The following is a 20,634-nucleotide window of genomic DNA, read 5'->3' as shown; positions in this document are numbered from 1 at the left end:
GGTCTGATGCCGCGTCAGTAGATGCCCGGAATGATACGCTTGGTTTCGCGCATATAGGCTCGGTAGTCGTCGCCGAATGCTTCGATCAGCATCCGCTCTTCATAGTCGATGCGGGTGAAGAACAGGATCGCGATTGCGACCAGCCCACCCAGCGCGGCCATGGCATTCGGCAGCAGGAATGCCTGCGCCAGTGCCCACAACCAGAATGAGGCATACATCGGATGGCGGATGCTGCGATAGACGCCGGCACGCACGATCTGGTGAGCCTCGCGGATTTCCAGGCTTGCCGACCACTGCCGGCCGAGATCCTTGTGCGACCGGCGAAACAGCCAGAGCGACAGCACATAGAGCGCAGCGCCAACCACGACCGCCGCATAATTCAGCTGATAGTTCAGCGCGACCGGCCAGCCGGTCACCAGCCAGATCAGCGGCACCACGAACAGGCCGATGGTGGCGATCGCCAGCAGGATGCGTTCGCGGCTCCAGCCGACCGCGCGCAGCGTCGCCGTACGGCGTGCCTTGCGCGCATAGGGATAGCGAATGATGAACCAGGCGATCAGACCGATCGCCCAGACATATGTTCCAAGAAGTGACGCGGTCATTGTGGTCCGTTCAAGCCATCATGCGGCATTCACGGATGCCCCGGCTTGCGATTGAGAGGAAGTGATTTTGGACAGCGGCGTGTCCAGCAACGCGCCGTCCGCACCAAAGCGTTTGAGGCCACCTTCACCCGCGGTGATCTCTTCGAAATCAAGAGGACCGCAGATCACCATGCAATAATCGTAAGGCGCGCGGCACTGATTGCCCATCACCATCTGATAATGGATGCGCATGAAGTTGAAGCGATAGCGCTTGAACTGCTCCATGCCCATCATCGCATGCATCTGGACGCGCCGGATGTTCGGCCGACCCTCGTCGCGATCGCGGCTGCGACGCTTCAAGGTCACCGGATCGAAGCGGTAGAAACTGATGACGTCGTCACGGGCGTGATATTCAGTCCAGCGGATCGCCGGGGTATCGGCGACGAGGCGCGTCGCCGCGCGCACGCTCTTGCCGGCGGGATGCAACGCGAATTTCGGGATAGTAGCGCTCACCGTCATCACGCAGATTGTCGGGCCGTGTTTGGTGAGATCCGGGTCGAGCGCGAGTGCGCGGGCCACCGCCTCCATCACCAGCGCCGCGCCAAGGCAATGCCCGACGATCACGATCTCGTCGACATCGGCCTTCTGCGCGCGCGCCGCGATCACCCTGGCGAATTCATCGACGCGCGCCGTCATCTTTGGGCGCTGGCCGTGGACATATTGGCGCGAGAAGATCCAGTCGTCGAACACGTGATTGATCGGTTTGCGCCAGCCGTAATGATGCAGGAGCGCCGTGAACACGGCTGCGGCCACGACGCCGCCGCCGATCCATCCAGCCGCGCCTGAGATACCGAGCAGCCAAGTCAACCCATAGCCGACCGCCGCGCCACCCGCAGCGAAGCCCGCGATCCACAGGTAAGAGAACAGGAAGAAGCCGGCATATTTCCAGCTCGCATAAAAGAATCGGAACAGGGTTCCCGTCACCAGCCAGTCGCCCAGCGTGACAAAGGCGGCGCCCAATCGCGACAGCATGCCCCGGCTGTGATCCTGCAGGATCAGGTCATCCCAGCGCAGCATTTCGTAGGTGGTTTCTGTCGTCCAGTTCGGCCCGGAGGTCTCGGCCCGCCAGGATGCGCTCACATCCGTAGCGTCAAGCACGCCGGACGCCTTCGCGGACACGCTCCACGTCTTCTCGAAACTCGACAGCGAACGGCGGAACCGCTCGAGTTGCGTGTCCGGCAGAATCGGGTCGTACCCGCCAATGTGGAAGACATGCCGCCGCGCGATCATCGTCCGTTCGCTCCCGAGTGCATCACACACCGTTCTGATCCGGTGCATAGCAAATTCGCCCGCGCCGACAAACACCTGCCCATGCCCAAAACGGAAGCGTCAGGCAGGATTTTGTCGCCCGCAGGTCACACAGCCCCCCTTTTGCAACTGCTCCCATCACAATTTCGGGAATCGAGGCAGGACTGTGATTGACGGCAGGGTCTTATGTCTGAACATGTCGCGGGTTTTTTCGAAGAAAGAAAGCACTATGTCGATTGCTCTCAAGGGCTTCAAACGGCCGTCGTGGACCTCTCCGGCGGCCGTTTTGCTGATTCTGTCGTCGCTCTTTGCGGCCGCGCTCGCGAGTTCCGGGGATGCCGATGCCGCACCCGGGCGCCGCCCCGGCCATGTCTATCTCTATCGTGGCCTCATGAACGTGTTCTCGCTCGGCATGGATCAGCTTGCCTACAAGCTCGAGGCTGCTGGCGTCGCCTCTTCTGTCAGCAATCATACGCTGTGGAGCGGCCAGGCGGACGACATGATCGCCAAGTACAAGGCCGGTAACCGTGAACCGATCATCCTGATGGGCCATTCGGCCGGCGCCGATGCGACCATCTCGGTCGCCCGCAAGCTCGCGCAATACAATGTTCCGGTGGCGCTGATCGTGAACTTCGATCCGGTGGCGCCGGATGCCGTCCCCAACAACGTGAAGCAGATCGTGAACTATTACGTACCCGCTGGGTGGGGACGCGCGGTGTCTGCGGATCCCCGCTTCAAGGGCAAGCTTGCCAATGTCAACGAGAGCAGCACCACCAATCACTTCTCGATCGACAAGGACGACAGCCTGCAGCGCCAGGCGATCGCCCGCGTGCTGGCCGTCACCGGCAGCGGCATCCGCCGCAAACCAGCCACGCCGAAGCCTGCACAAGTCTCGGCCGCTCCGGCACAATAGCCGCTCAAAAAGTCCTGACTGAAAATCAGCCGAGGTGGCCATCACCTCGGCTGATTGATTCCAGCCCCGCCGCGAGCTGTCCTATACGAGAAAGACGTCGTGATGGGTCGTTGACGCTGCCGCCTCACTCGGAGAATCCGAAGCCGTGTGATCAACAAGGTGATCTGGCGCGGCGTCGGTATGAAGCGCCGCATTGATCCCGACATTCGAAACCAGCGCAGTGGCATCGACCGCATGCACCGCACCTGTCTCACCGTGTGGAACGATGTTAGACGTCACTGATGGCTTGAACGCGAAGTTATCGCTGGCAGCCCGACTGATGACGTCACTCGCAGTGACCGTAGCCGCCGGTGCGACTGGCGTCGCGGCGGTCGTTGTCGATGCCCCGGTCTGTTTCGCCAGCGTGTCGGTGGCATAGGTACCGTCGGCGAATTTCATCAATTCGACATTCATGAGATAGTCGGTGCCGTCACGGCCTACGACCCCATCTGCGACGACGATCTGGTTTCCACTGTGACTGATCGTGTAGTCAGCAAAATTGCCGGAGTACACCGCAGTATCGATACCAGCCTGGCCGTTGATAATATCGTTGCCGATACCACCCGTAATGATGTCGTCGCCAGCGCCGGCGCGGATGACATCATTGTCGCTCGACGCCCCAAAGAACCAGTCCTGATGTTGGGCGGTATCAAAGTGGATGCTCCGCACATAGAGATCAAACGAGCCGGGCGAACTGGCATTGGTGCCGTCGCTCGGATGGAGTTCAACCCCGTTGATGGCGATGTCTTTGAAGTGCAAGGCTCTCCCCGGCGCAGAATTCGCCAGATTGACGTCGATACTGGCGATTTGCGCCGGATTGTCGAACGTCACCGTCCAGGTTTGATAGCCGGACGGGTCCGTCGCCGAAGTAAACTCATGCATGCCAGAGAGTGGCTGGCCGTTCACCATGATCTGCGCTTGCGCACCAACGCCGTCGACCACGGAGCCATAGCCGGTCAGCGTAATCGTCGTGCTCGTCAGCTTTTCCGCCGTCGCTGGTCCTGCAACAATGATGTCGTTACCGGCGCCGGTGCGAATTTCGTCATGACCGCGCCCGCCGTAGATAACGTTATTGCCACTCCCCAGATCGATGGTGTCCCCGATCGATGACCCCGTCACCGTCAGGCCGGGGATCGTGCCATTGCCGTGGAAGTATTGATCGATAATGTCCTGCGCCGGCTTGTCCATGACCGAATAGCCGGTCTCGGAGTAGAAGTTGTTGAGATCCCACTGCCAGAACTCAACGCCCTTCAGCCAGCTGCCGCCATGCGCGCTCCAGACCTGGAAGAACGCGTTATAGGCATCAGCCTGCTCCGCAATATCCGCAGGTGCCTTGGATGATCCGCCGCCAGGATTGATCGCGGTGCCATCGATGCTGCGATAGCCGACCTCGGTCATCAGCACCGGCTTGCCGTAGTCCAATGCCAGCGAGTGAAAGAAATCGACGGGCGACTGGTAACCGAAAGCTTTGGCGTAATACGGATTGAACGGCACCTCGTTCCAGGCATGCACAAGATCGGCCACCGTCGGCGTCGTACTCGACGTCAATGGCGGATAGGCGTTGATGCCGATCGTGTCGACCTGGTCCCAGAAGCTGACCTTGGAGGCCTCGTCGGTTGCCGCCGCGTAAGTGACTTCGCCATGATAGACGCCGCGCACGGCCGAGATGATATCGGTCCAGTAGCTGCGATAGGCCTCGCCCGACAGGCTGCTCATCTCATTGCCGATGGCGAAACTGGCGACATCGCCCTGCTCTGCAATTTCAGCCAGGTGAACGATCTCTGCCTTGTAGGACGCAAAGAATGCATCGACATTCGACGGCGCCAGACTGTGGGAGATCGTACCGTCGAGACCTGTAATGCCCGGCTTGAAAACAACGTCCAGCCCAGCGGCATGTGCGTTCTGAAAACCAGCGAGCAGGCTTGCATCGCTTTCGGTCTTGGCCGGCACGGCGAGCACGTCATTGCCGGTTCGGCTGTCGGTCCATATCCGCGTCGTCAGCGCGATCGAATTCGATCCGAGTGACGCTATCGTCTGAAACGCCTGATCGGCCGACGCACTGGAGAACTGTCCATTCCACTCCGACAGTGCACCGAAACCTTGGACCTTAAAGATGTTGGGCATTTGCGCTCTCCCATCGGCATTGCCTGGGGAGGCTGAACTCGCAACGTGATACCTTCGCGACCGCAATGGGGTATCATGATGACGTCTACAAATTGAATAGCGTTGTCGACTTGCGCGGTCAGGGACATTCAATGAAAAACGCCGCTCGCACTTTCAGCGAACGGCGTTGATCACGTAGATTTCCGCCGCCGAGGCAGCCGCGGCGCGCGTTACGCGAGCGCCTTCAGGGCAGCCTTGCCGGCATATTTCGCCTGGGTGCCGAGCTGCTGCTCGATGCGCAGCAACTGATTGTACTTGGCGGTCCGGTCTGCGCGTGCCAGCGAGCCGGTCTTGATCTGTCCGCAATTGGTGGCGACGGCGAGATCGGCGATCGTGGAGTCTTCAGTCTCACCCGAACGGTGCGACATCACCGCGGTATAACCAGCCTTGTAGGCCATCTCGACGGCGCTCAGCGTCTCGGTCAGCGAGCCAATCTGATTGACCTTGATCAGGATCGAATTGGCGCGACCATTCTTGATGCCGTCGGCAAGACGCGTGACGTTGGTAACGAACAGATCGTCGCCAACCAGCTGGCACTTCGAACCGATCAGATCGGTCAGCTGCTTCCAGCCGTCCATGTCGTCTTCCGACATGCCGTCCTCGATGGAGACGATCGGATAGTTGGCCACGAGCTGCGCCAAATACTTGGCCTGCTCGGAGATGTTGCGGGTCTTGTTCTCGCCGCCATAGACATAGGCGCCATCCTTGAAGAACTCGGTGGCGGCACAGTCCATCGCCAGCATCACGTCCTTCCCGGCGGAGTAACCGGCCTTGCCGATGGCGGCCATCACGAAATCCAGCGCCGCTTCGGCCGAGCCGATGTTCGGCGCGAAACCGCCTTCGTCGCCCACGTTCGTGTTGTGGCCGGCCTTCTTCAGCTCGCTCTTCAGCGTATGGAAGATCTCGGCGCCGCAGCGCAGGCCTTCGGCGAAGGAGGACGCGCCGACCGGCATGATCATGAATTCCTGGAAGTCGATGGGATTGTCGGCATGCATGCCGCCATTGATGATGTTCATCATCGGCACCGGCAACGTGCGGGCCGAGGTACCACCCACATAGCGATACAGCGGCATGTCGAAGGATTCCGCTGCCGCCTTGGCAGCGGCCAGCGAGACGCCGAGGATGGCATTGGCGCCAAGACGCGACTTGTTCGGGGTGCCATCGAGCTCGATCATGATCTCGTCGAGCTGGACCTGGTTCTCGACATCCATGCCGCCGATGGCGTCGAAGATCTCGCCATTGATGGCATCGACAGCCTTTTGCACGCCCTTGCCGAGATAGCGGGACTTGTCGCCGTCGCGCAGCTCGACCGCCTCATGGGCGCCGGTGGAGGCACCCGACGGAACCGCGGCGCGGCCCATCGACCCATCTTCGAGGACGACGTCGACTTCAACCGTGGGGTTACCGCGGCTATCGAGAATTTCGCGGCCGATGATGTCGACGATGGCGGTCATGGATGCCCTCTTTGTGCTGGGGGTGGGTGGTTGGCGCCGCTTCTACAGCAAGCCTCCCGGCGGGAAAACCCCGCTTGGCGTGACGGCGGCCCCGGGATTGGCTATGAACCGCCGTAACGGAGATATTTATGTCAAAAACACCCCGCAAATCCCCGAAATTGCCTGATGACCTGCAGCTCGGCCGTGCCGTGGAATGGCCGACCTCCCCCGAACAGGCCAAACTCGACCGGGTACCAAATCCGCAGAAGGACACCAATTACGTGGTGCGCTTCACGGCGCCGGAATTCACCTCGCTGTGCCCGATCACCGGCCAGCCGGATTTCGCCCATCTGATGATCGACTATGTGCCGGGCCAGTGGCTGGTCGAGTCAAAGTCGCTCAAGCTCTATCTCGCCTCATTCCGTAATCACGGCGCCTTCCATGAGGATTGCACCGTCGAGATCGGCAAACGCGTGGCCTCGGCCATCAAGCCGAAATGGCTGCGCATCGGCGGCTACTGGTATCCCCGCGGCGGCATCCCCATCGACGTGTTCTGGCAGACCGGAACGCTGCCCAAGGGCGTCTGGGTCCCCGAGCAGGGCGTTGCGCCCTATCGCGGGCGGGGGTGAACGCCGTCTCGCGCACCCGTGTCCGTCAGAGTGCCGGGACGTTGTTGTCTTCTAGCTCTGCGACAGCGGCCTTTTCGACATCGTAGTCGTACAGCGACTTGCGGAACGCCGCCGAATTGGCGATCTCCTTGTCACGCTGCTCCAGGCTCTTGTACTTGGAGTCGTAGCGCAGACCGTTCTGGCGTGCCTCGGCCTGGATCATGTCCGTGCGCACGCGCCGAAATTGCTGGTAGCGCGGCAACAGGCCAACGATCTCGTCGGGACTCCGGCCTTCCAGAAACTTGGCGAGCGCGACACCGTCCTCGATGGCCTGATTGGCGCCCTGCCCCAGATGCGGCAGCATTGGATGGGCGGCGTCGCCGAGCAGCACGAGGCGACCGTTGGTCCAAGTCGGCAACGGCCTGCGATCATACAGCCCCCACCAGAAGCAGGTCTCGACCTTGCCGAGCAGATCCACCACCCGCGGATCCCAACCGGCGAAGGATGACGCCAGTTCGTCGCGATCGCCGACTGCAGACCACGACTCGACGGTTTGATCCGTCGTCGGAACGAAGCCGACATAATTCAGAAGGTGACCACTGCGCACCGGAAAGACCATGAAGTGCTTTCCGTCGCCCATCCAGACCTGATGCGCCTCGGGACGCCAGTCCGTGAGCTTGTCGCGCGCGATCAGACCGCGATAGGCGCGCGATCCGGAATATTCAGGCGGCTGCGGCGCAACAACGTATTTTTGCAGCGTCGACTGAATGCCATCCGCGGCGATGACGATGTCGGCGTCGAATACGGCGCCGTTGGCGAATGTGAGCCGTGCGGATTCGCTGGTCTGTTCGAAACCTATGCAGCGATGCCCGGTGCGCACCGCGCTTGGCGGTAATGCTGCAGCAAGGGTGTTCAGCAGGTCGGCACGGTGCATGCCGTACATGCCGTTCCAGCCGGCGGAGTCAGTGGTGAGGATCGATCCCACGACCGTACCGTCCATGCGATAGTACTGCGACCCCGGTCCGACTTTCGCGCCGACCCGCGCGAGCGCATCGCCCAGACCCATCCGCTCCAGCTGGCGAAGGCTGTTCGGGTAGATGAACACGCCGGCACCGACTTCCCCCAGTGCGGGCGCCTGCTCGAACACCGTGACGTCGATGCCGCGAAACCTGAGCGCGTTCGCCACTGCGAGCCCGCAAATGCCTCCTCCGACGATGGCAGCGTGGATTTTTGGAATCGGGTTCTCGTTGTGCTTCATGACACTCTCTCTTCCAGTCGTTGTCTGTGTGTCAGCGTTGCCGCGGCGGATACGGATAGGCGCCCAGCGTCGCGACGAGCACGACGGCTGCGGAAAGTGTCAGACCAAGGCCGATAAGTCCGATGGCATAGCTGTGATAGAGATCGAATGCGTGAGCCATCAGCCAGGGCCCGAGGCCCGAGCCCAGCGTGAAGAACGCAAGGACGCAGCCATAGATCAGGCCGTAATGTTTCATGCCGAAATAGCGACCGGTGAGGTACGCCATGATGTCGCCTTCGGCGCCGATGCCCAGACCGAGAAGAACAGCAGCGACGATGGCCGTCGGACCGATCGCGCCGAAGCCAAGCAGTGCCATCCCGACAAGCGGAATGAGAAAGAAGAACGCGGCGACGTGCGGTCCCTGATAGCGATCCATCGCAAAGCCTGACAACATCCGCCCGATGATCAGCGACAGCCCGGACGCGGCAACGGCCGTGGTCGCAGTGCCAGCCGCAATGCCGCGGTCGGACAGCACCGGCACGATATGCGCGATGGTTCCGTTGATGGCCGCGGCGGCAAACATCATCGCCAGTGATGCAAACCAGAAGCGATATCCGGTCAGCGCCTGCTTGAGTGTCAGGCCTTCGAGCAATGCCACGTCAGCCTTGCTCTGGACGGGACGATCTTTCACGAACAACGAAACCGATGTGAAGCCCACGACGAAAAGCAACGCGCCGAGCGCGAAATAGGCTTCGCGCCAGCCATAGCTGCCGACGAAGTAATGCGTAAATTTCGGAACAACGGCGGCGCCGATGCCGATGCCAGCCAGCGTGATCCCGAGCGCAAGTCCGCGCTGCGCATCGAACCAGGTTGAGACGGCGCGGGCATAGATCAGCGTGGAATGTCCGGCACCGAAAACTCCCAGCAATCCGTAGAGTGCAATGAACGCCGTGAGATTGTTACCCAGCGTTCCGGCATAGGCCGTCGTCGCAGCGAATAGCGTGATCGCTGGCAGCGCGATGCGCTTGACGCCGAAACGATCGATCAAAATGCCGACGAACGGCATCATCAGCGCACCGGCGACGTGAGACGTGACCACTGCAGCGGCGAGCGCGCCGCGTGGCCAGTGAAACTCTGCGCTGATCGGCTGCAACAGCACACCGAAGGTAAACAGAATGATCGGCCCGTTACCGACGATCAGCGCCAGCGTCGAACCAAACACCACCCACCATCCGGTGGACGCGCGATCCTGACCTATCGATGAGGCGAGACGTTCTTCTACGGCCGAACTGCTCATTCTTCCTCCCATGCGCCGTTGTGATCCGCGCTGTGGGGAAGCTAAGCCGCTGTTATTTATTTGACAATTCGGCTTTCATTGATCAAGTGATATGAAATTGATATAAATCAACATCACGGGCGTGAGCCATGAGTGTGACCCTTCGCCAGCTCCAAGCCCTTCTCGCGGTGGCGGAGACTCAGAATTTCACGCGCGCATCGGAGCGGCTGCGAATGGCGCAGCCGATGGTGTCGGGTCTCATCCGCGATCTCGAGACCGAAGTCGGCTTCCGGCTGTTCGACCGTTCGACTCGGCGTGTGGAGTTGACCGAAGCTGCGACCGAATTCCTCCAGGACGCCAAGCGACTGACGGGGGATATGGATGCCGCCATTCGCCGGGCGCGCGAAGTTGCAAAGCGCCAGCGCGGCCGCATCATCGTCGGCGCGCCGCCTTTGCTCGCAGCTGCATTGCTGCCGCCGGTGATGGCGGAATTCGCGCAATCCTCACCGGGCGTGAGCGTGACCCTGATCGATCGCGCGGTGTCGGCGATCTATCAACTGCTGCTCGATGGCGAGATCAATCTGGCTGTTGGCACGTTCCGGCATGACGAGGACGCGATTACCCGCATCCCGCTCGTACCCTATCAATTTGCCCTGCTGTGTAAGCCCGACCATCCGCTTGCCGCCCTTGCGCAGGTGCGCTGGCGGGATCTGGAAGGCATTCCCCTGATCGCCATTCGCCGCGGCAACGGCATTCGAGAGCAACTCGAACGCGGATTTGCGACAGCGGGCCTCGCTGCAGAACCGACATTCGAACTGGATCAACTGACAACCATCGTCGCTATGGTCGACGCTGGCTTCGGTGTCACCGTCCTGCCGCTCTATGCCATCACCGCGCTAGCGAAAGACACGCTGGTTGCGCGCCCGCTGGTGGAACCATCCGTCACCCGCCAGATCGAGGTCGCGCATCGCGTCAGCCGCTCACTATCGCCTGCGGCCGATGAATTCGTTCGTTTGTTGAAGGCGGAGGCCGCACAGCTGATGTTGCGTGGCGAGCTCTTGCTCGATCACGACTGACCCGACGCCACCTCAATCAACTTGGTCAGACAGGCTCGATGGCATCCGCAGGCTTGCGCTGCTTCAGCAGCTTCGCGGCCGCAAAGCCGAGCACAAAGACGATCGCTGCGCTCATCAGCAGCGTCGGCATCTTGCCAGCATGGGCGAGCCCGAAGCCGTAGGCGATAGGGCCGACAGACTGGCCCATGAAGAAGCAGAAGGCGTGCAGCGACATGGCGCTGGCGCGGGCTTCCTGTGACAGCTCCGTCGAGAATATCTGCAGCGAGCCGTGCAGCATGTAGAAGCCCCAGCCCATTAGCAGCAGGCTCAGCGCCTGGATCTGCCAGTTCGGGCTGAAGGCCGTGGCGGCGAGCTGGATCGCGATCACGATGCCGCCATAGATCATCATGCCGTTGATGCCGAGCCGTGCCAGCATGCGCGACACGGTCGCCGTATAGAACAGGCCGCCGACGGCAAAGCAGGCGATCACGAGGCCCGCGATTGAGAGGCTGGTGACGCCGCGATCGAACAGGAATGACGAGATATAGGGAAACAGGCCGAGGATGCAGCAGCCTTCGATGAACACCGCGCTGTAGACAATCAGCGTGTTCGGGTTGCGGAAGATCACCCTGTAGCCTTGGGCAAGCTTGCCGAAGTCGGCCTTCACAGTCGGCTTGATGATCGCGGCACCCTTGAAGCCGTACGCCACCGCAACTGACGCTACGATCGCGAGGCCGCCGAGAATGACCAGCACGCCGCGCCAGCCGAAGAAATCGCCGATAACGCCCGATGCCGTCGAACCCAGCAGATTGCCGGTCATGGCGCCGGCCATCACGCGGCTGAGTGCCACCTGACGCAGCTTCGGCCCGACCAGATCGCTGGTGAGGCTGAGGGTAACCGGAAACACCCCGCCTGCCCCGATGCCGGCCAGCACGCGCGTCGCCAGCAGCAGCGGATAGTCGGTGGTGATCGCGCCGAGGATGTTGGCGATGCCGAGCAGCACCAGACAGACGATCATCAGGCGCGGTTTGCCGAACAGGTCGGCAGCGGCACCAAGCGCCGGCTGCACGATGGCGAAGGTGAAGGCCAGCGCTGATGCCAGGCCCGCGGCGACTGCCACCGTAATGGACAGATCGTCTGCGACATGCGGCAGTACCGGGTCGAGCGCACGCATCGACAGCGCGGCGGCGAAGGATGCCAGTGCGATAATGTTGAGAACGGGGGGCATCAGGTCGCTGCCAGCGCCGCGGACCGGAATTGCATATTAGGCCTTTGCCGCCGTCTCTTTGGCCAGCGCATCAAATGCCATCAGGTTCTTCACCAGCGCCTCGAAGTCACGCAGCGGCACCATGTTCGGCCCATCGGACGGCGCGTTGTCCGGATCGGGATGGGTCTCGATGAAGACACCGGCGACGCCAACGGCAACGGCCGCGCGCGCCAGCACGGGCACGAATTCGCGCTCACCACCCGATGACGTGCCCTTGCCGCCCGGCTGCTGCACCGAATGCGTGGCATCGAAGATCACCGGCGCCCCGGTGGTGCGCGCCAGGATCGGCAGCGCCCGCATGTCGGAGACCAGCGTGTTGTAGCCGAAGGATGCACCGCGCTCGGTCACCAGCACCTTGTCATTGCCCGACGATGTCAGCTTGCTGACGACATTGGCCATGTCCCAAGGCGCAAGAAACTGCCCCTTCTTCACATTGACCACCTTGCCGGTCGCTGCCGCGGCCAGCAGCAAATCGGTCTGCCGGCACAGGAAGGCCGGAATCTGCAGCACGTCCACCGCCTCGGCGGCACGGGCGCATTGATCGTTCTCATGCACGTCCGTGAGAACAGGCAGGCCCAGCGTCTCGCGGATCTCGGCAAAGATGGGCAGCGCGTCATCGAGGCCGATGCCGCGCGCTGCGGAGGCGCTGGTGCGGTTGGCCTTGTCGAACGAGGTCTTGAAGACGAGGCCGATCTTGAGCCGGATCGCGATCTCCTTCAGTGCCGATGCCACTTCGAGCGCATGCGCCCGGCTTTCCAGCTGGCATGGCCCGGCGATCACCGAGATCGGCAAGCTGTTGCCGAAGCGGACGGTACCGAGTGCGACGACGGGCGCGGCTGTGGACGATGCGGTCAAAATGGTCTCCTTATTCCGGCGACCATGACCGCAGGACCGGGCGGGATGCAAGCCGGATCAGGCCCATCCCGCCCGTCGGAATATCAGGGTTGCGGCGGAAGCCGCCTCCAACCCGACCAGGGCGGCCTCAGCACCGGCCGGACCGGCCTGCCCCCGGGACCAGGCTTATTTCAGCGCCGAGAAGGCCGTCGGCGCCAGCAGCTGGCTGACGATATTGCCGACGATCTGGCCGTCCTCCTCGGACTTGGCGCGCGCCGACATCCACTCGGGATCGGACATGAAAGCAGTCCACACCTTCTCGCGCTCCGCGAGCGATTCCCATTTGAGGATGTAGGTCAGTTCCTGATTGGATTCGCCGATCACCGTAGTGAAGAAGCCGGACTGCCGGATCCCGTGCTTTTCCCACAGCTTCAATGTGACCGATTCAAATCGCTTCATCAGCGCCGGCAAACGCCCCGGCAAACAGCGATACACGCGCAATTCATAGATCATCGATTTTGGTTCCTTCCCTTTTGTCGGCCTTATCGGGCTCTAACGCATGGCTCGTTGCGGCATCGTCCCTTGCCTGCGTACCGTCAGGCTTACATCATGCCGCCACTGGCGCAACTGACTTGGCAAATGGACTTGGACTCACGATGCAAAAGCCCCTGCTGTCGCTACTCGCCTTGATGATCCTGACGATGCCTGCGGCTGCGCAACAGCCCGGCAAGATCACGTCTGGCGCCACCGGCGTGATGGTCGATGGCAAGCCGGCGGCGCGCGTCGGCGACACCACGACCGATGGCAAGATCATCGAAGGCGCGAAAGGCGTCTACATCAACGGCAAGCCTGCAGCCGTCGTCGGCGGCAGCACCGAATGTGGCGGCAAGACAATCTCCGGCAGCACTGGCGTGTTCATCAACGGCAAGCCGATGGCCCGTGCCGGAGACAGCACATCGGGCTGCAAGTGAAACCGGACGACCATCTCCTCCGGCATCGGAGTGGATCGTATCAACGAGGCGTTCCGCGTTGTTGCAAGCCGGCGACGGCCTTCGAGAGCTGAGCCGGCCCAGCGCAGATGAGCGATGCGTACTCTGCCCTACGCGCCACGCAGGCTACGTTTGCCTGAAGCCGGTCAGGAACGCATCAAGGCAGTCCTGTATCGCATCGATCCCATAACCACCTTCCTGCACGACGAGCGTCGGCAGACCCAGCGATTGCATCTTGCTCCCGACGTTCCCGAAGTCCTTTGCGTCAAGCTTCAGGATGCCGATCGGATCATCGCGATGGGCATCAAAGCCGAGCGCCACGACAAGGGCATCGGCACCAAATGCGCGAACGTGTTCGATCGCCGTATCGAGGGCTGCATTCATCTCGGCGCCGCGAGCGCCGGGAGGCAGCGGCAGATTAAGATTGAAGCCTTCCCCAGCACCATAGCCGGTCTCGTTCGCATAACCGGTATAATAGGGCCCGAAGTCGGTCGGATCGCCGTGGACCGAGATCGTCAGAACATCTGACCGCGTATAGAAAATCTGCTGCGTGCCATCGCCGTGGTGAACATCGACATCGATGATCGCGACCTTGCCGAAGCGGCTGCGCAAGCGCTGCGCCGCGATCGCGCTGTTGTTCAGATAGCAGAAGCCGGTGCCACGATCGGCGCGGGCATGATGACCGGATGGCCGGCACAATGCATAGGCTGCACGGTCACCCGCGAGGATGGCATCGGCGCCCGCGGTGGCCGTTTCCGACGAGCGCAGAATTGAGCCCCAACTGTCTGGTCCCATCGGCACCGACAGATCGCCGAGATACCAGCCAACCTGACCGATGAAGCCCGTGGCCGGGCAATCGGGCCGCGCAGCATCTTCCGGACGCCCGCTCCAGTAGGGGAAATATTGTGGCCAGACTTCGGGGCCATGATCCGGCAATTGCGCCCAGTTCTCCCAGGCCGTTTCCAGAAAGCGGACATAGGCCGGCGTATGAACCGTGAGCGCCGGCGCCGTGCCATAGGCAGCCGGCTCTTCAGGCTTAATTCCATGACGCGCCAGGGCGCCCAGCAATCGCTCGGTGCGAACGGGCGAGTCCTTCACGGGCACAAAGCGGCCATAGCGCATGAACTGCTGCGGCGAATGAAGCGCCTGCTCCGGGTGATAGAAAGCACGCATGAAAATCTCCTTCGGTCGGTTGCTGGGTTAGCAGACCGGGCTTCCGTCGCCAACGCTCTCTCCCCATCGCTCCTGCGCATGCCTGTTGTGCTTCCGCATCATTGTGCGCGGGATCAACGTCTCTCGACGTCTGCGGTGCAATCGGCCAGAGTGCCCTGCTTCGTTGACTGGAGATTTTGTTGATGTCGTCTGCGCTGATGTCCGGCTTTCCATCCTTTCCCAAAGATCAGGCGACGTTGGCCAATTGGCGCACCGACCCTTACAACAAATGGGCATTCCATCATGTCCGGGACATCGTACCTTCCTCCGATATCCCGAATACGCCCGGCGACATCTGGCAGTTCGAGTCCGATCCCCGCGACCTCTCATCGCTGTCCGTCGAACACGACGGCACCAGCTATTCGATTGACCGACTGCTTGATGCGACCAACACAGATGGCCTCGCCATCCTGCACCGGGGCAAAGTGATCTTCGAGCGCTACGCCAATGGCATGAGCGCGGACACACCGCACATCCTGATGTCGGTGTCGAAATCAATGACTGCACTTGTCGCAGGCATCCTTGTCGGGAAAGGCATCCTCGATCCCGAGCAGCCGGTTGTCTCGATCATCCCGGAGCTGCGCGGATCCGTTTATTCCGACGCCAAGGTCCGCCACGTGCTCGACATGCGCGTCGGTCTTCGTTTCGACGAGAACTACCTCGCAACCTCTGGCCCGATCGTCGAATATCGCAAAGCGACCGGCTGGAACCCTCTTGGGCCGGGCGAGAGTCCGAGCGACTTGCGCAGCTTCCTGACGGGGCTGACAGATCGCGAGGGGCCGGATGGCGGTCCCTTTCACTATGTCTCGCCCAATTCAGATCTGCTCGGCTGGATTCTGGAACGTGCGAGCGGCGTGCGGTTTGCGGATCTGATGAGTACGCATCTGTGGCGACCGATGGGCGCGCAATACTCTGCCTATGTCACCGTCGACCGTTTCGGCGCGCCGCGCTGCGCCGGCGGCATCTGCACCACCGTGATGGATCTTGCGCGCGTCGGTCAGCTCATGCTGCAAGGCGGCAGCCGCAACGGCACGTCCATCATTCCATCCGGGTGGATCGATGACATCCTTGCCAACGGCGATCCGGCCGCCTGGTCGGCCGGCGATCTCGCGCCCTATTTCGGCGGCCGATCGATGCACTATCGCAACAAATGGTATGTGCTGAGAGACCGCAAAATGGCGCTCGGCCTCGGCATCCACGGTCAGAACGTCTTTGTCGAGCCCGCGAAAGAATTGGTCATCGCAAAGGTATCGTCGCAGGCGGCTCCGCTGGACGCGCCCCTCACCGAGCTGACGCTTCGCTTCGCTGAAACCGTGAGCGATCACTTCGGTCGATAGCAGACATGGGATCGGCGAACGCCGTTTTCCGGATTGCTGAAGAACGGACGAGCGAAGCATCATCCGTTCTTCGCGATCACACCAGCCGGCTCTGCGCCGCTGCAGCCTTGATGAAGGACGCAAACAGCGGGTGCGGTTCGAACGGACGCGACTTCAGTTCGGGGTGGTACTGCACGCCGATGAACCACGGATGATTCTCGTATTCGACGATTTCCGGCAGCACACCGTCCGGCGACATGCCGGAGAACTTCAAACCGTGCTTTTCGAGACGGTCCTTATAGACAGTATTGACCTCGTAGCGGTGGCGGTGGCGCTCGGAGATTTCGGTGGCACCGCCATAGACTTCCGAGACCTTGCTGCCCTTGGTCAATGTCGCCGGATAGGCGCCGAGCCGCATGGTGCCGCCGAGGTCGCCGGCATTGCTGCGCTTCTCGAGTTCGTTGCCGCGCAGCCATTCGGTCATCAGGCCGACCACCGGTTCCTTGGTATCGCCGAACTCAGTCGAGTTGGCGTCCTTGATGCCGCCGAGATTCCGCGCCGCCTCGATCACAGCCATCTGCATGCCGAAGCAGATGCCGAAATACGGCACGTTACGCTCGCGCGCGAACTGCGCCGCGCGGATCTTGCCCTCGGCGCCGCGCTGGCCGAAGCCGCCGGGCACGAGGATGCCGTTGACGTGTTCGAGGAACGGTGCGGGATCTTCATTCTCGAACACCTCGCTCTCGATCCAGTCGAGATTGACCTTCACCTTGTTGGCGATGCCGCCATGGGACAGCGCTTCGGTCAGCGACTTGTAGGCGTCCTTCATGCCGGTATATTTGCCGACGATGGCGATGGTCACGGCGCCTTCCGGATGACGGACGCGCTCGTTGATGGTGTTCCAGGTCTTCAGTTCGGGCAGCGCCTTCGGCGTCATGCCGAATGCCGCCAGCACTTCGTCGTCGAGCCCGGCGACGTGATAGGCCTCCGGCACCGCATAGATGTTATCGACGTCGCGCGCCTCGATCACGGCACTTTCGCGAACATTGCAGAACAGCCCCAATTTACGGCGCTCTTCCTTGGGAATATCGCGGTCGCAGCGGCACAGCAGGATGTCGGGCTGGATGCCGATCGAGCGCAGCTCCTTGACCGAATGCTGGGTCGGCTTGGTCTTCAATTCGCCGGCGCTCGGGATGTAAGGCAGCAGCGTCAGATGCACGAACACGGTGTCGCCGCGCGGCAGATCGTTGCGGAGCTGACGGATCGCCTCGAAGAACGGCAGGCCCTCGATGTCGCCGACGGTTCCGCCGATCTCCACCAGCACGAAATCGTAGCCGTCATTGTCTGACAGGACGAAATCCTTGATGGCATTGGTGACGTGCGGGATCACCTGAATGGTGGCGCCGAGATAGTCGCCGCGGCGTTCCTTGGTGAGGATGTCCTGATAGATCCGCCCGGTAGTGATGTTGTCCTGCTTGGTGGCAGGCCGCCCGGTGAACCGCTCGTAATGGCCGAGATCGAGATCGGTCTCGGCGCCGTCGTCCGTTACGAACACTTCGCCGTGCTGATACGGCGACATGGTCCCGGGATCGAGGTTGAGATAGGGGTCGAGCTTGCGAAGCCGGACCTTGTAGCCACGCGCCTGCAACAGCGCGCCTAACGCCGCTGAAGCCAGACCTTTACCGAGCGAGGAAACCACGCCGCCGGTGATGAAAATGTACCGCGCCATGGGACTTAACCTTTAAGGCTCCGAAACCGATTCGCCAAAACGAATCGCAGCCGTCAGCCGAGAATCGGTGAGGCTGTGGGTGACGTGAAAAACGAAATGATTGCAGCCCCTTGATGGGATCTGCTGATGCAGGACGGTAGTCCCCGTCCTGCATGGCGCCTCTGCTTTATTGCGAGCGTGGTGGTGCCGGGGCTGCAGGAGCCTGCTGTTCGTCGGATTTCTTGAGCGTATCCAGCAGGCCGCCCGAGGTCGGCGGCGCCAGCGGGGAACCCGGCTGCGACACCGGCGCGGTCGAGCCCGGCAGGATCGACGTTGGCTTGCGCTCATAGGTCGCGAGCCACGACAGGAACAGGCTGGTCAGGAAGAAGCCGACCGCCAGAAAACCTGTGGTGCGGGTCAGCAAGTTCGCCGTGCCACGGCTCGACATGAAGCCGCCGCCTCCACCGCCACCGACGCCCAGGCCGCCGCCTTCGGATTTCTGCAGCAGCACCGTCCCGATCAGGGCCGCGACGATCATGAGGTGGATAACGATAATGACGCTTTGCATCGTGTCCTTCCATCGCAAGCACGCAGCGCCGATCGCCGGCTGCAGTCTGAGAGCTTGCGGGGTTTGAATCCAGCGGTGTCTACACGATCGACCGGGGGATTGTCACCCCCGGAAGGGACAGCCTTTGACCGCTCCCGTGTGAAGGGAGCGCTCCCAGAGCCGCCATTGCTTCCCGCGTAGTCCAGCAATTCGAGCTAGTTAAGGACAGCCCGCCGCGATCGCAAGGAAATCGGCAGCCTTCAGGCTGGCGCCGCCCACCAGCGCACCATTCACGTGAGGAACCGCCATCAACTCCCTGGCGTTGGATGGCTTGACCGAACCGCCATAGAGAATGCGGATCGAGACCCCCTCGCTCTTAAAGCGCTCAATCAAACGATCCCGGATAAACTTATGAACTTGCTCGACATCCTGGGCTGTCGGGGTCAATCCCGTACCGATCGCCCAGACCGGTTCATAGGCCACGATCAGGTTGCCTGAGGTGGCATCGTCCGGCAGCGAGCCCTGGAGCTGGGTGCCGCAGACGTCGAGCGTCTTGCCGGTATCGCGCTCGGCCTGGGTCTCGCCGATGCAGACGATGGCGGTCAGCCCGGCGCGCCAGGCGGCGAGCGCCTTTTCGCGAACCACAGCGTCGGTCTCGCCGTGATCGGCGCGGCGCTCGGAATGTCCAACGATAACCGCGATTGCGCCGGCATCTGCCAGCATTTCCGGCGCGATATCGCCGGTATGCGCGCCTGAGACTTTCTTGTGGCAATCCTGCGCCCCGACTGAGACGACATGATTGCCCTCCTGTCCAAAGCTCGATGCCTTCGACGCAAACATCGCCAACAGCGTGACCGGCGGACAGACCAGCAGGTCGGCCTTGTCCAGCACATCGGGCGCACCGCGCAGCATCGCCTCGAACTCGGTCATTGACGCCTTGAGGCCGTTCATTTTCCAGTTGCCAGCGATCAGCGGCCGAACGGCATCAGTCATGAGAGTATCCTGTGATTGAAAGAGGTTGTTTGAGCTAACAGAGGCGATCCGTCAGCTCAAGCTGACTCGCAGCTTAGGCAGGTTTAGTGCCCCTCAACCCGCGCTCTTGCTTGATCTGGTCAGCCGTGAGGTCAGGCGCCGAAGGATCGAACTTGCTCCAGCCCGTTAAGGCCAGATCGCTGCGGCGCTTGGCGATATCGACGGAGGATGGATGCAGGAGCGCCTCAAGCCGATCCCTGTCGGCCACCTCCACCTTGGCACTGACCAAACTACCTCCGCGGCGGATGCTCTCGGCATAGACTTCGGCATCGTTCACGGCAACACCGGCTTCCGCCAGCATTCCGATTACGCCACCGGCAGCGCCTGCGGCTACCGCGCCCGCCGCTGCAGCGGCGAGCCACCCCGCCGCGACCACCGGCCCGAGGCCGGGAATCGCCAGCAAGCCAAGGCCTGCGAGAAGCCCGCCGAAGCCGCCGAAACCAGCGCCGATCGCGGCGCCCTTGCTGGCACCTGCGGCATAGTCGGGCGCGTACCATTTGTCGGCATTGTTGGCGATGATGCTGATGTCGTCCTCGGCCACGCCGGCCTCACGCAGACGGACCACCGCCGTCTGCGCGTCGGCATAATCATCGAACAGTCGGGAGATCGTCACCTTGCTCATCGTGCTGTCCCTGTGGTCATTCCGGAGTGGCAGAGACGTTGCCTTTGTAATCGACGCTGACATGGAATTTCCTGGATCCGCTCATGGCGGTGCCGCGCCAGATCCCCTGGCTGTCGTTCACCAGCGGCGAAATTTCAGCATAGCCCTGAGACTCCAAGAGCTTGCGGGCCTGCCCCTCAGCGAAACTATTGGCTCCGGGAAGGGGTGGCGTCGTTGTTTTCGCCTGCGACTTCGTAGACTCGGTCACAGCGGGGTTCTGCATCGCAGGATTTTGCTGTGCACATGCAGGCATCAACACCATCCAGATGCCGCAGGCGGCAACTCCCGATCGCCATCCGACCCGCATGATCCCTCCCCGACAGGCCAAGACAGCCCCTCTCAACAAAGCGGCAGCAGGCCGGAAAGTTCCATCTGCCGGTAACGTCCCGCCGAAGCGCCGGAAACCGCTTCAATCCGCCCCGTCCCAGCCGGTTGCGACGGGGCTTTTGCCACTT

21 protein-coding genes are annotated in these 20,634 nt (G+C 61.9%); 6 read left to right on the top strand and 15 right to left on the bottom strand.

Features of this window, described 5'->3' with window-relative positions; genetic code table 11:
- Window positions 1-14: 14 nt before the first annotated feature.
- Together AC1RLZ_RS14600 and AC1RLZ_RS14595 are read right to left on the bottom strand one after the other, a co-directional pair.
- Window positions 15-602 carry a protein-S-isoprenylcysteine O-methyltransferase gene (locus AC1RLZ_RS14600; protein ID WP_493189173.1) on the bottom strand — a complete coding sequence of 196 codons (588 nt, stop codon included), beginning with the start codon at window positions 600-602 and terminating at the stop codon, window positions 15-17.
- 18 nt (window positions 603-620) lie between these two features.
- A complete protein-coding gene (locus AC1RLZ_RS14595; protein ID WP_493189172.1) occupies window positions 621-1,871 on the bottom strand; it encodes a hypothetical protein in 1,251 nt (416 codons plus the stop codon).
- A 247-nt stretch (window positions 1,872-2,118) separates the two neighbouring features.
- Here AC1RLZ_RS14595 and AC1RLZ_RS14590 point away from each other — a divergent pair, with 247 nt between their 5' ends.
- On the top strand, window positions 2,119-2,802 hold the full coding sequence (locus AC1RLZ_RS14590; protein ID WP_493189171.1) for a hypothetical protein: 684 nt from the start codon (window positions 2,119-2,121) through the stop codon (window positions 2,800-2,802).
- Between the two features lie 81 nt (window positions 2,803-2,883).
- On the opposite strand, the gene AC1RLZ_RS14585 is transcribed toward AC1RLZ_RS14590, so the two are convergent.
- Window positions 2,884-4,965, bottom strand: a complete 2,082-nt coding sequence (locus AC1RLZ_RS14585) for a glycoside hydrolase family 113 (protein ID WP_493189170.1) — start codon at window positions 4,963-4,965, stop codon at window positions 2,884-2,886.
- 209 nt (window positions 4,966-5,174) lie between these two features.
- Window positions 5,175-6,458, bottom strand: coding sequence for a phosphopyruvate hydratase (gene eno / locus AC1RLZ_RS14580; RefSeq protein WP_320444029.1), 1,284 nt, complete (start codon window positions 6,456-6,458; stop codon window positions 5,175-5,177).
- On the opposite strand from eno, the gene AC1RLZ_RS14575 reads away from it, so the two are divergent.
- A complete protein-coding gene (locus AC1RLZ_RS14575; RefSeq protein ID WP_493189169.1) occupies window positions 6,448-6,624 on the top strand; it encodes a hypothetical protein in 177 nt (58 codons plus the stop codon). The genes eno and AC1RLZ_RS14575 overlap by 11 nt on opposite strands.
- Window positions 6,587-7,066 (top strand): preQ(1) synthase, encoded by a 480-nt coding sequence (queF, locus tag AC1RLZ_RS14570; RefSeq protein ID WP_089264508.1) that lies wholly within the window; start codon window positions 6,587-6,589, stop codon window positions 7,064-7,066. Before AC1RLZ_RS14575 ends, queF begins: the two co-directional genes overlap by 38 nt.
- 25 nt (window positions 7,067-7,091) lie before the next feature.
- On the opposite strand, the gene AC1RLZ_RS14565 is transcribed toward queF, so the two are convergent.
- Together AC1RLZ_RS14565 and AC1RLZ_RS14560 are read right to left on the bottom strand one after the other, a co-directional pair.
- Window positions 7,092-8,303 carry an FAD-dependent monooxygenase gene (locus tag AC1RLZ_RS14565; protein WP_493189168.1) on the bottom strand — a complete coding sequence of 404 codons (1,212 nt, stop codon included), beginning with the start codon at window positions 8,301-8,303 and terminating at the stop codon, window positions 7,092-7,094.
- A 31-nt stretch (window positions 8,304-8,334) separates the two neighbouring features.
- On the bottom strand, window positions 8,335-9,579 hold the full coding sequence (locus AC1RLZ_RS14560; protein ID WP_493189167.1) for an MFS transporter: 1,245 nt from the start codon (window positions 9,577-9,579) through the stop codon (window positions 8,335-8,337).
- A gap of 128 nt (window positions 9,580-9,707) precedes the next feature.
- Here AC1RLZ_RS14560 and AC1RLZ_RS14555 point away from each other — a divergent pair, with 128 nt between their 5' ends.
- Entirely contained in the window at window positions 9,708-10,634 is a 927-nt protein-coding gene (locus AC1RLZ_RS14555; protein ID WP_493189166.1) for a LysR family transcriptional regulator, read from the top strand.
- Between the two features lie 25 nt (window positions 10,635-10,659).
- Here AC1RLZ_RS14555 and AC1RLZ_RS14550 read toward each other — a convergent pair whose 3' ends face one another.
- From AC1RLZ_RS14550 to AC1RLZ_RS14540, 3 genes are all read right to left on the bottom strand, one after another.
- A complete protein-coding gene (locus AC1RLZ_RS14550; protein WP_493189165.1) occupies window positions 10,660-11,841 on the bottom strand; it encodes an MFS transporter in 1,182 nt (393 codons plus the stop codon).
- Between the two features lie 36 nt (window positions 11,842-11,877).
- Entirely contained in the window at window positions 11,878-12,735 is an 858-nt protein-coding gene (gene kdsA, locus AC1RLZ_RS14545; RefSeq protein ID WP_493189164.1) for a 3-deoxy-8-phosphooctulonate synthase, read from the bottom strand.
- Between the two features lie 165 nt (window positions 12,736-12,900).
- Window positions 12,901-13,227, bottom strand: a complete 327-nt coding sequence (locus tag AC1RLZ_RS14540; protein ID WP_149530538.1) for an NIPSNAP family protein — start codon at window positions 13,225-13,227, stop codon at window positions 12,901-12,903.
- Window positions 13,228-13,370: 143 nt separating this feature from the next.
- Between AC1RLZ_RS14540 and AC1RLZ_RS14535 the strand changes: the two genes are divergently transcribed.
- The gene (locus AC1RLZ_RS14535; RefSeq protein WP_371422688.1) at window positions 13,371-13,685 is read left to right on the top strand and encodes a PAAR domain-containing protein; all 315 of its coding nucleotides are present in this window, start codon (window positions 13,371-13,373) and stop codon (window positions 13,683-13,685) included.
- Between the two features lie 144 nt (window positions 13,686-13,829).
- Here AC1RLZ_RS14535 and AC1RLZ_RS14530 read toward each other — a convergent pair whose 3' ends face one another.
- Window positions 13,830-14,876, bottom strand: a complete 1,047-nt coding sequence (locus AC1RLZ_RS14530; RefSeq protein ID WP_493189163.1) for a histone deacetylase family protein — start codon at window positions 14,874-14,876, stop codon at window positions 13,830-13,832.
- A gap of 182 nt (window positions 14,877-15,058) precedes the next feature.
- Here AC1RLZ_RS14530 and AC1RLZ_RS14525 point away from each other — a divergent pair, with 182 nt between their 5' ends.
- Window positions 15,059-16,252, top strand: a complete 1,194-nt coding sequence (locus AC1RLZ_RS14525; protein ID WP_493189162.1) for a serine hydrolase domain-containing protein — start codon at window positions 15,059-15,061, stop codon at window positions 16,250-16,252.
- Window positions 16,253-16,328: 76 nt separating this feature from the next.
- Here AC1RLZ_RS14525 and pyrG read toward each other — a convergent pair whose 3' ends face one another.
- The 5 genes from pyrG to AC1RLZ_RS14500 all read right to left on the bottom strand — a co-directional run bounded on the left by pyrG (window position 16,329) and on the right by AC1RLZ_RS14500 (window position 20,486).
- Window positions 16,329-17,960 (bottom strand): CTP synthase, encoded by a 1,632-nt coding sequence (gene pyrG, locus AC1RLZ_RS14520; protein WP_493189161.1) that lies wholly within the window; start codon window positions 17,958-17,960, stop codon window positions 16,329-16,331.
- Window positions 17,961-18,126: 166 nt separating this feature from the next.
- Window positions 18,127-18,507 (bottom strand): preprotein translocase subunit SecG, encoded by a 381-nt coding sequence (secG, locus tag AC1RLZ_RS14515; RefSeq protein WP_116663544.1) that lies wholly within the window; start codon window positions 18,505-18,507, stop codon window positions 18,127-18,129.
- 198 nt (window positions 18,508-18,705) lie between these two features.
- Window positions 18,706-19,479 (bottom strand): triose-phosphate isomerase, encoded by a 774-nt coding sequence (gene tpiA / locus AC1RLZ_RS14510; protein ID WP_493189160.1) that lies wholly within the window; start codon window positions 19,477-19,479, stop codon window positions 18,706-18,708.
- Between the two features lie 73 nt (window positions 19,480-19,552).
- A complete protein-coding gene (locus AC1RLZ_RS14505) occupies window positions 19,553-20,140 on the bottom strand; it encodes a general stress protein (RefSeq protein WP_493189159.1) in 588 nt (195 codons plus the stop codon).
- Window positions 20,141-20,156: 16 nt separating this feature from the next.
- Window positions 20,157-20,486, bottom strand: a complete 330-nt coding sequence (locus tag AC1RLZ_RS14500; RefSeq protein WP_493189158.1) for a PepSY domain-containing protein — start codon at window positions 20,484-20,486, stop codon at window positions 20,157-20,159.
- Window positions 20,487-20,634 lie beyond the last annotated feature (148 nt).

This window comes from Tardiphaga sp. GW822-FHT04G09, from assembly GCF_058800725.1.
The sequence above is the reverse complement of the archived record's forward strand: the minus strand, read 5'-3'. Positions and strand labels throughout refer to the sequence as shown.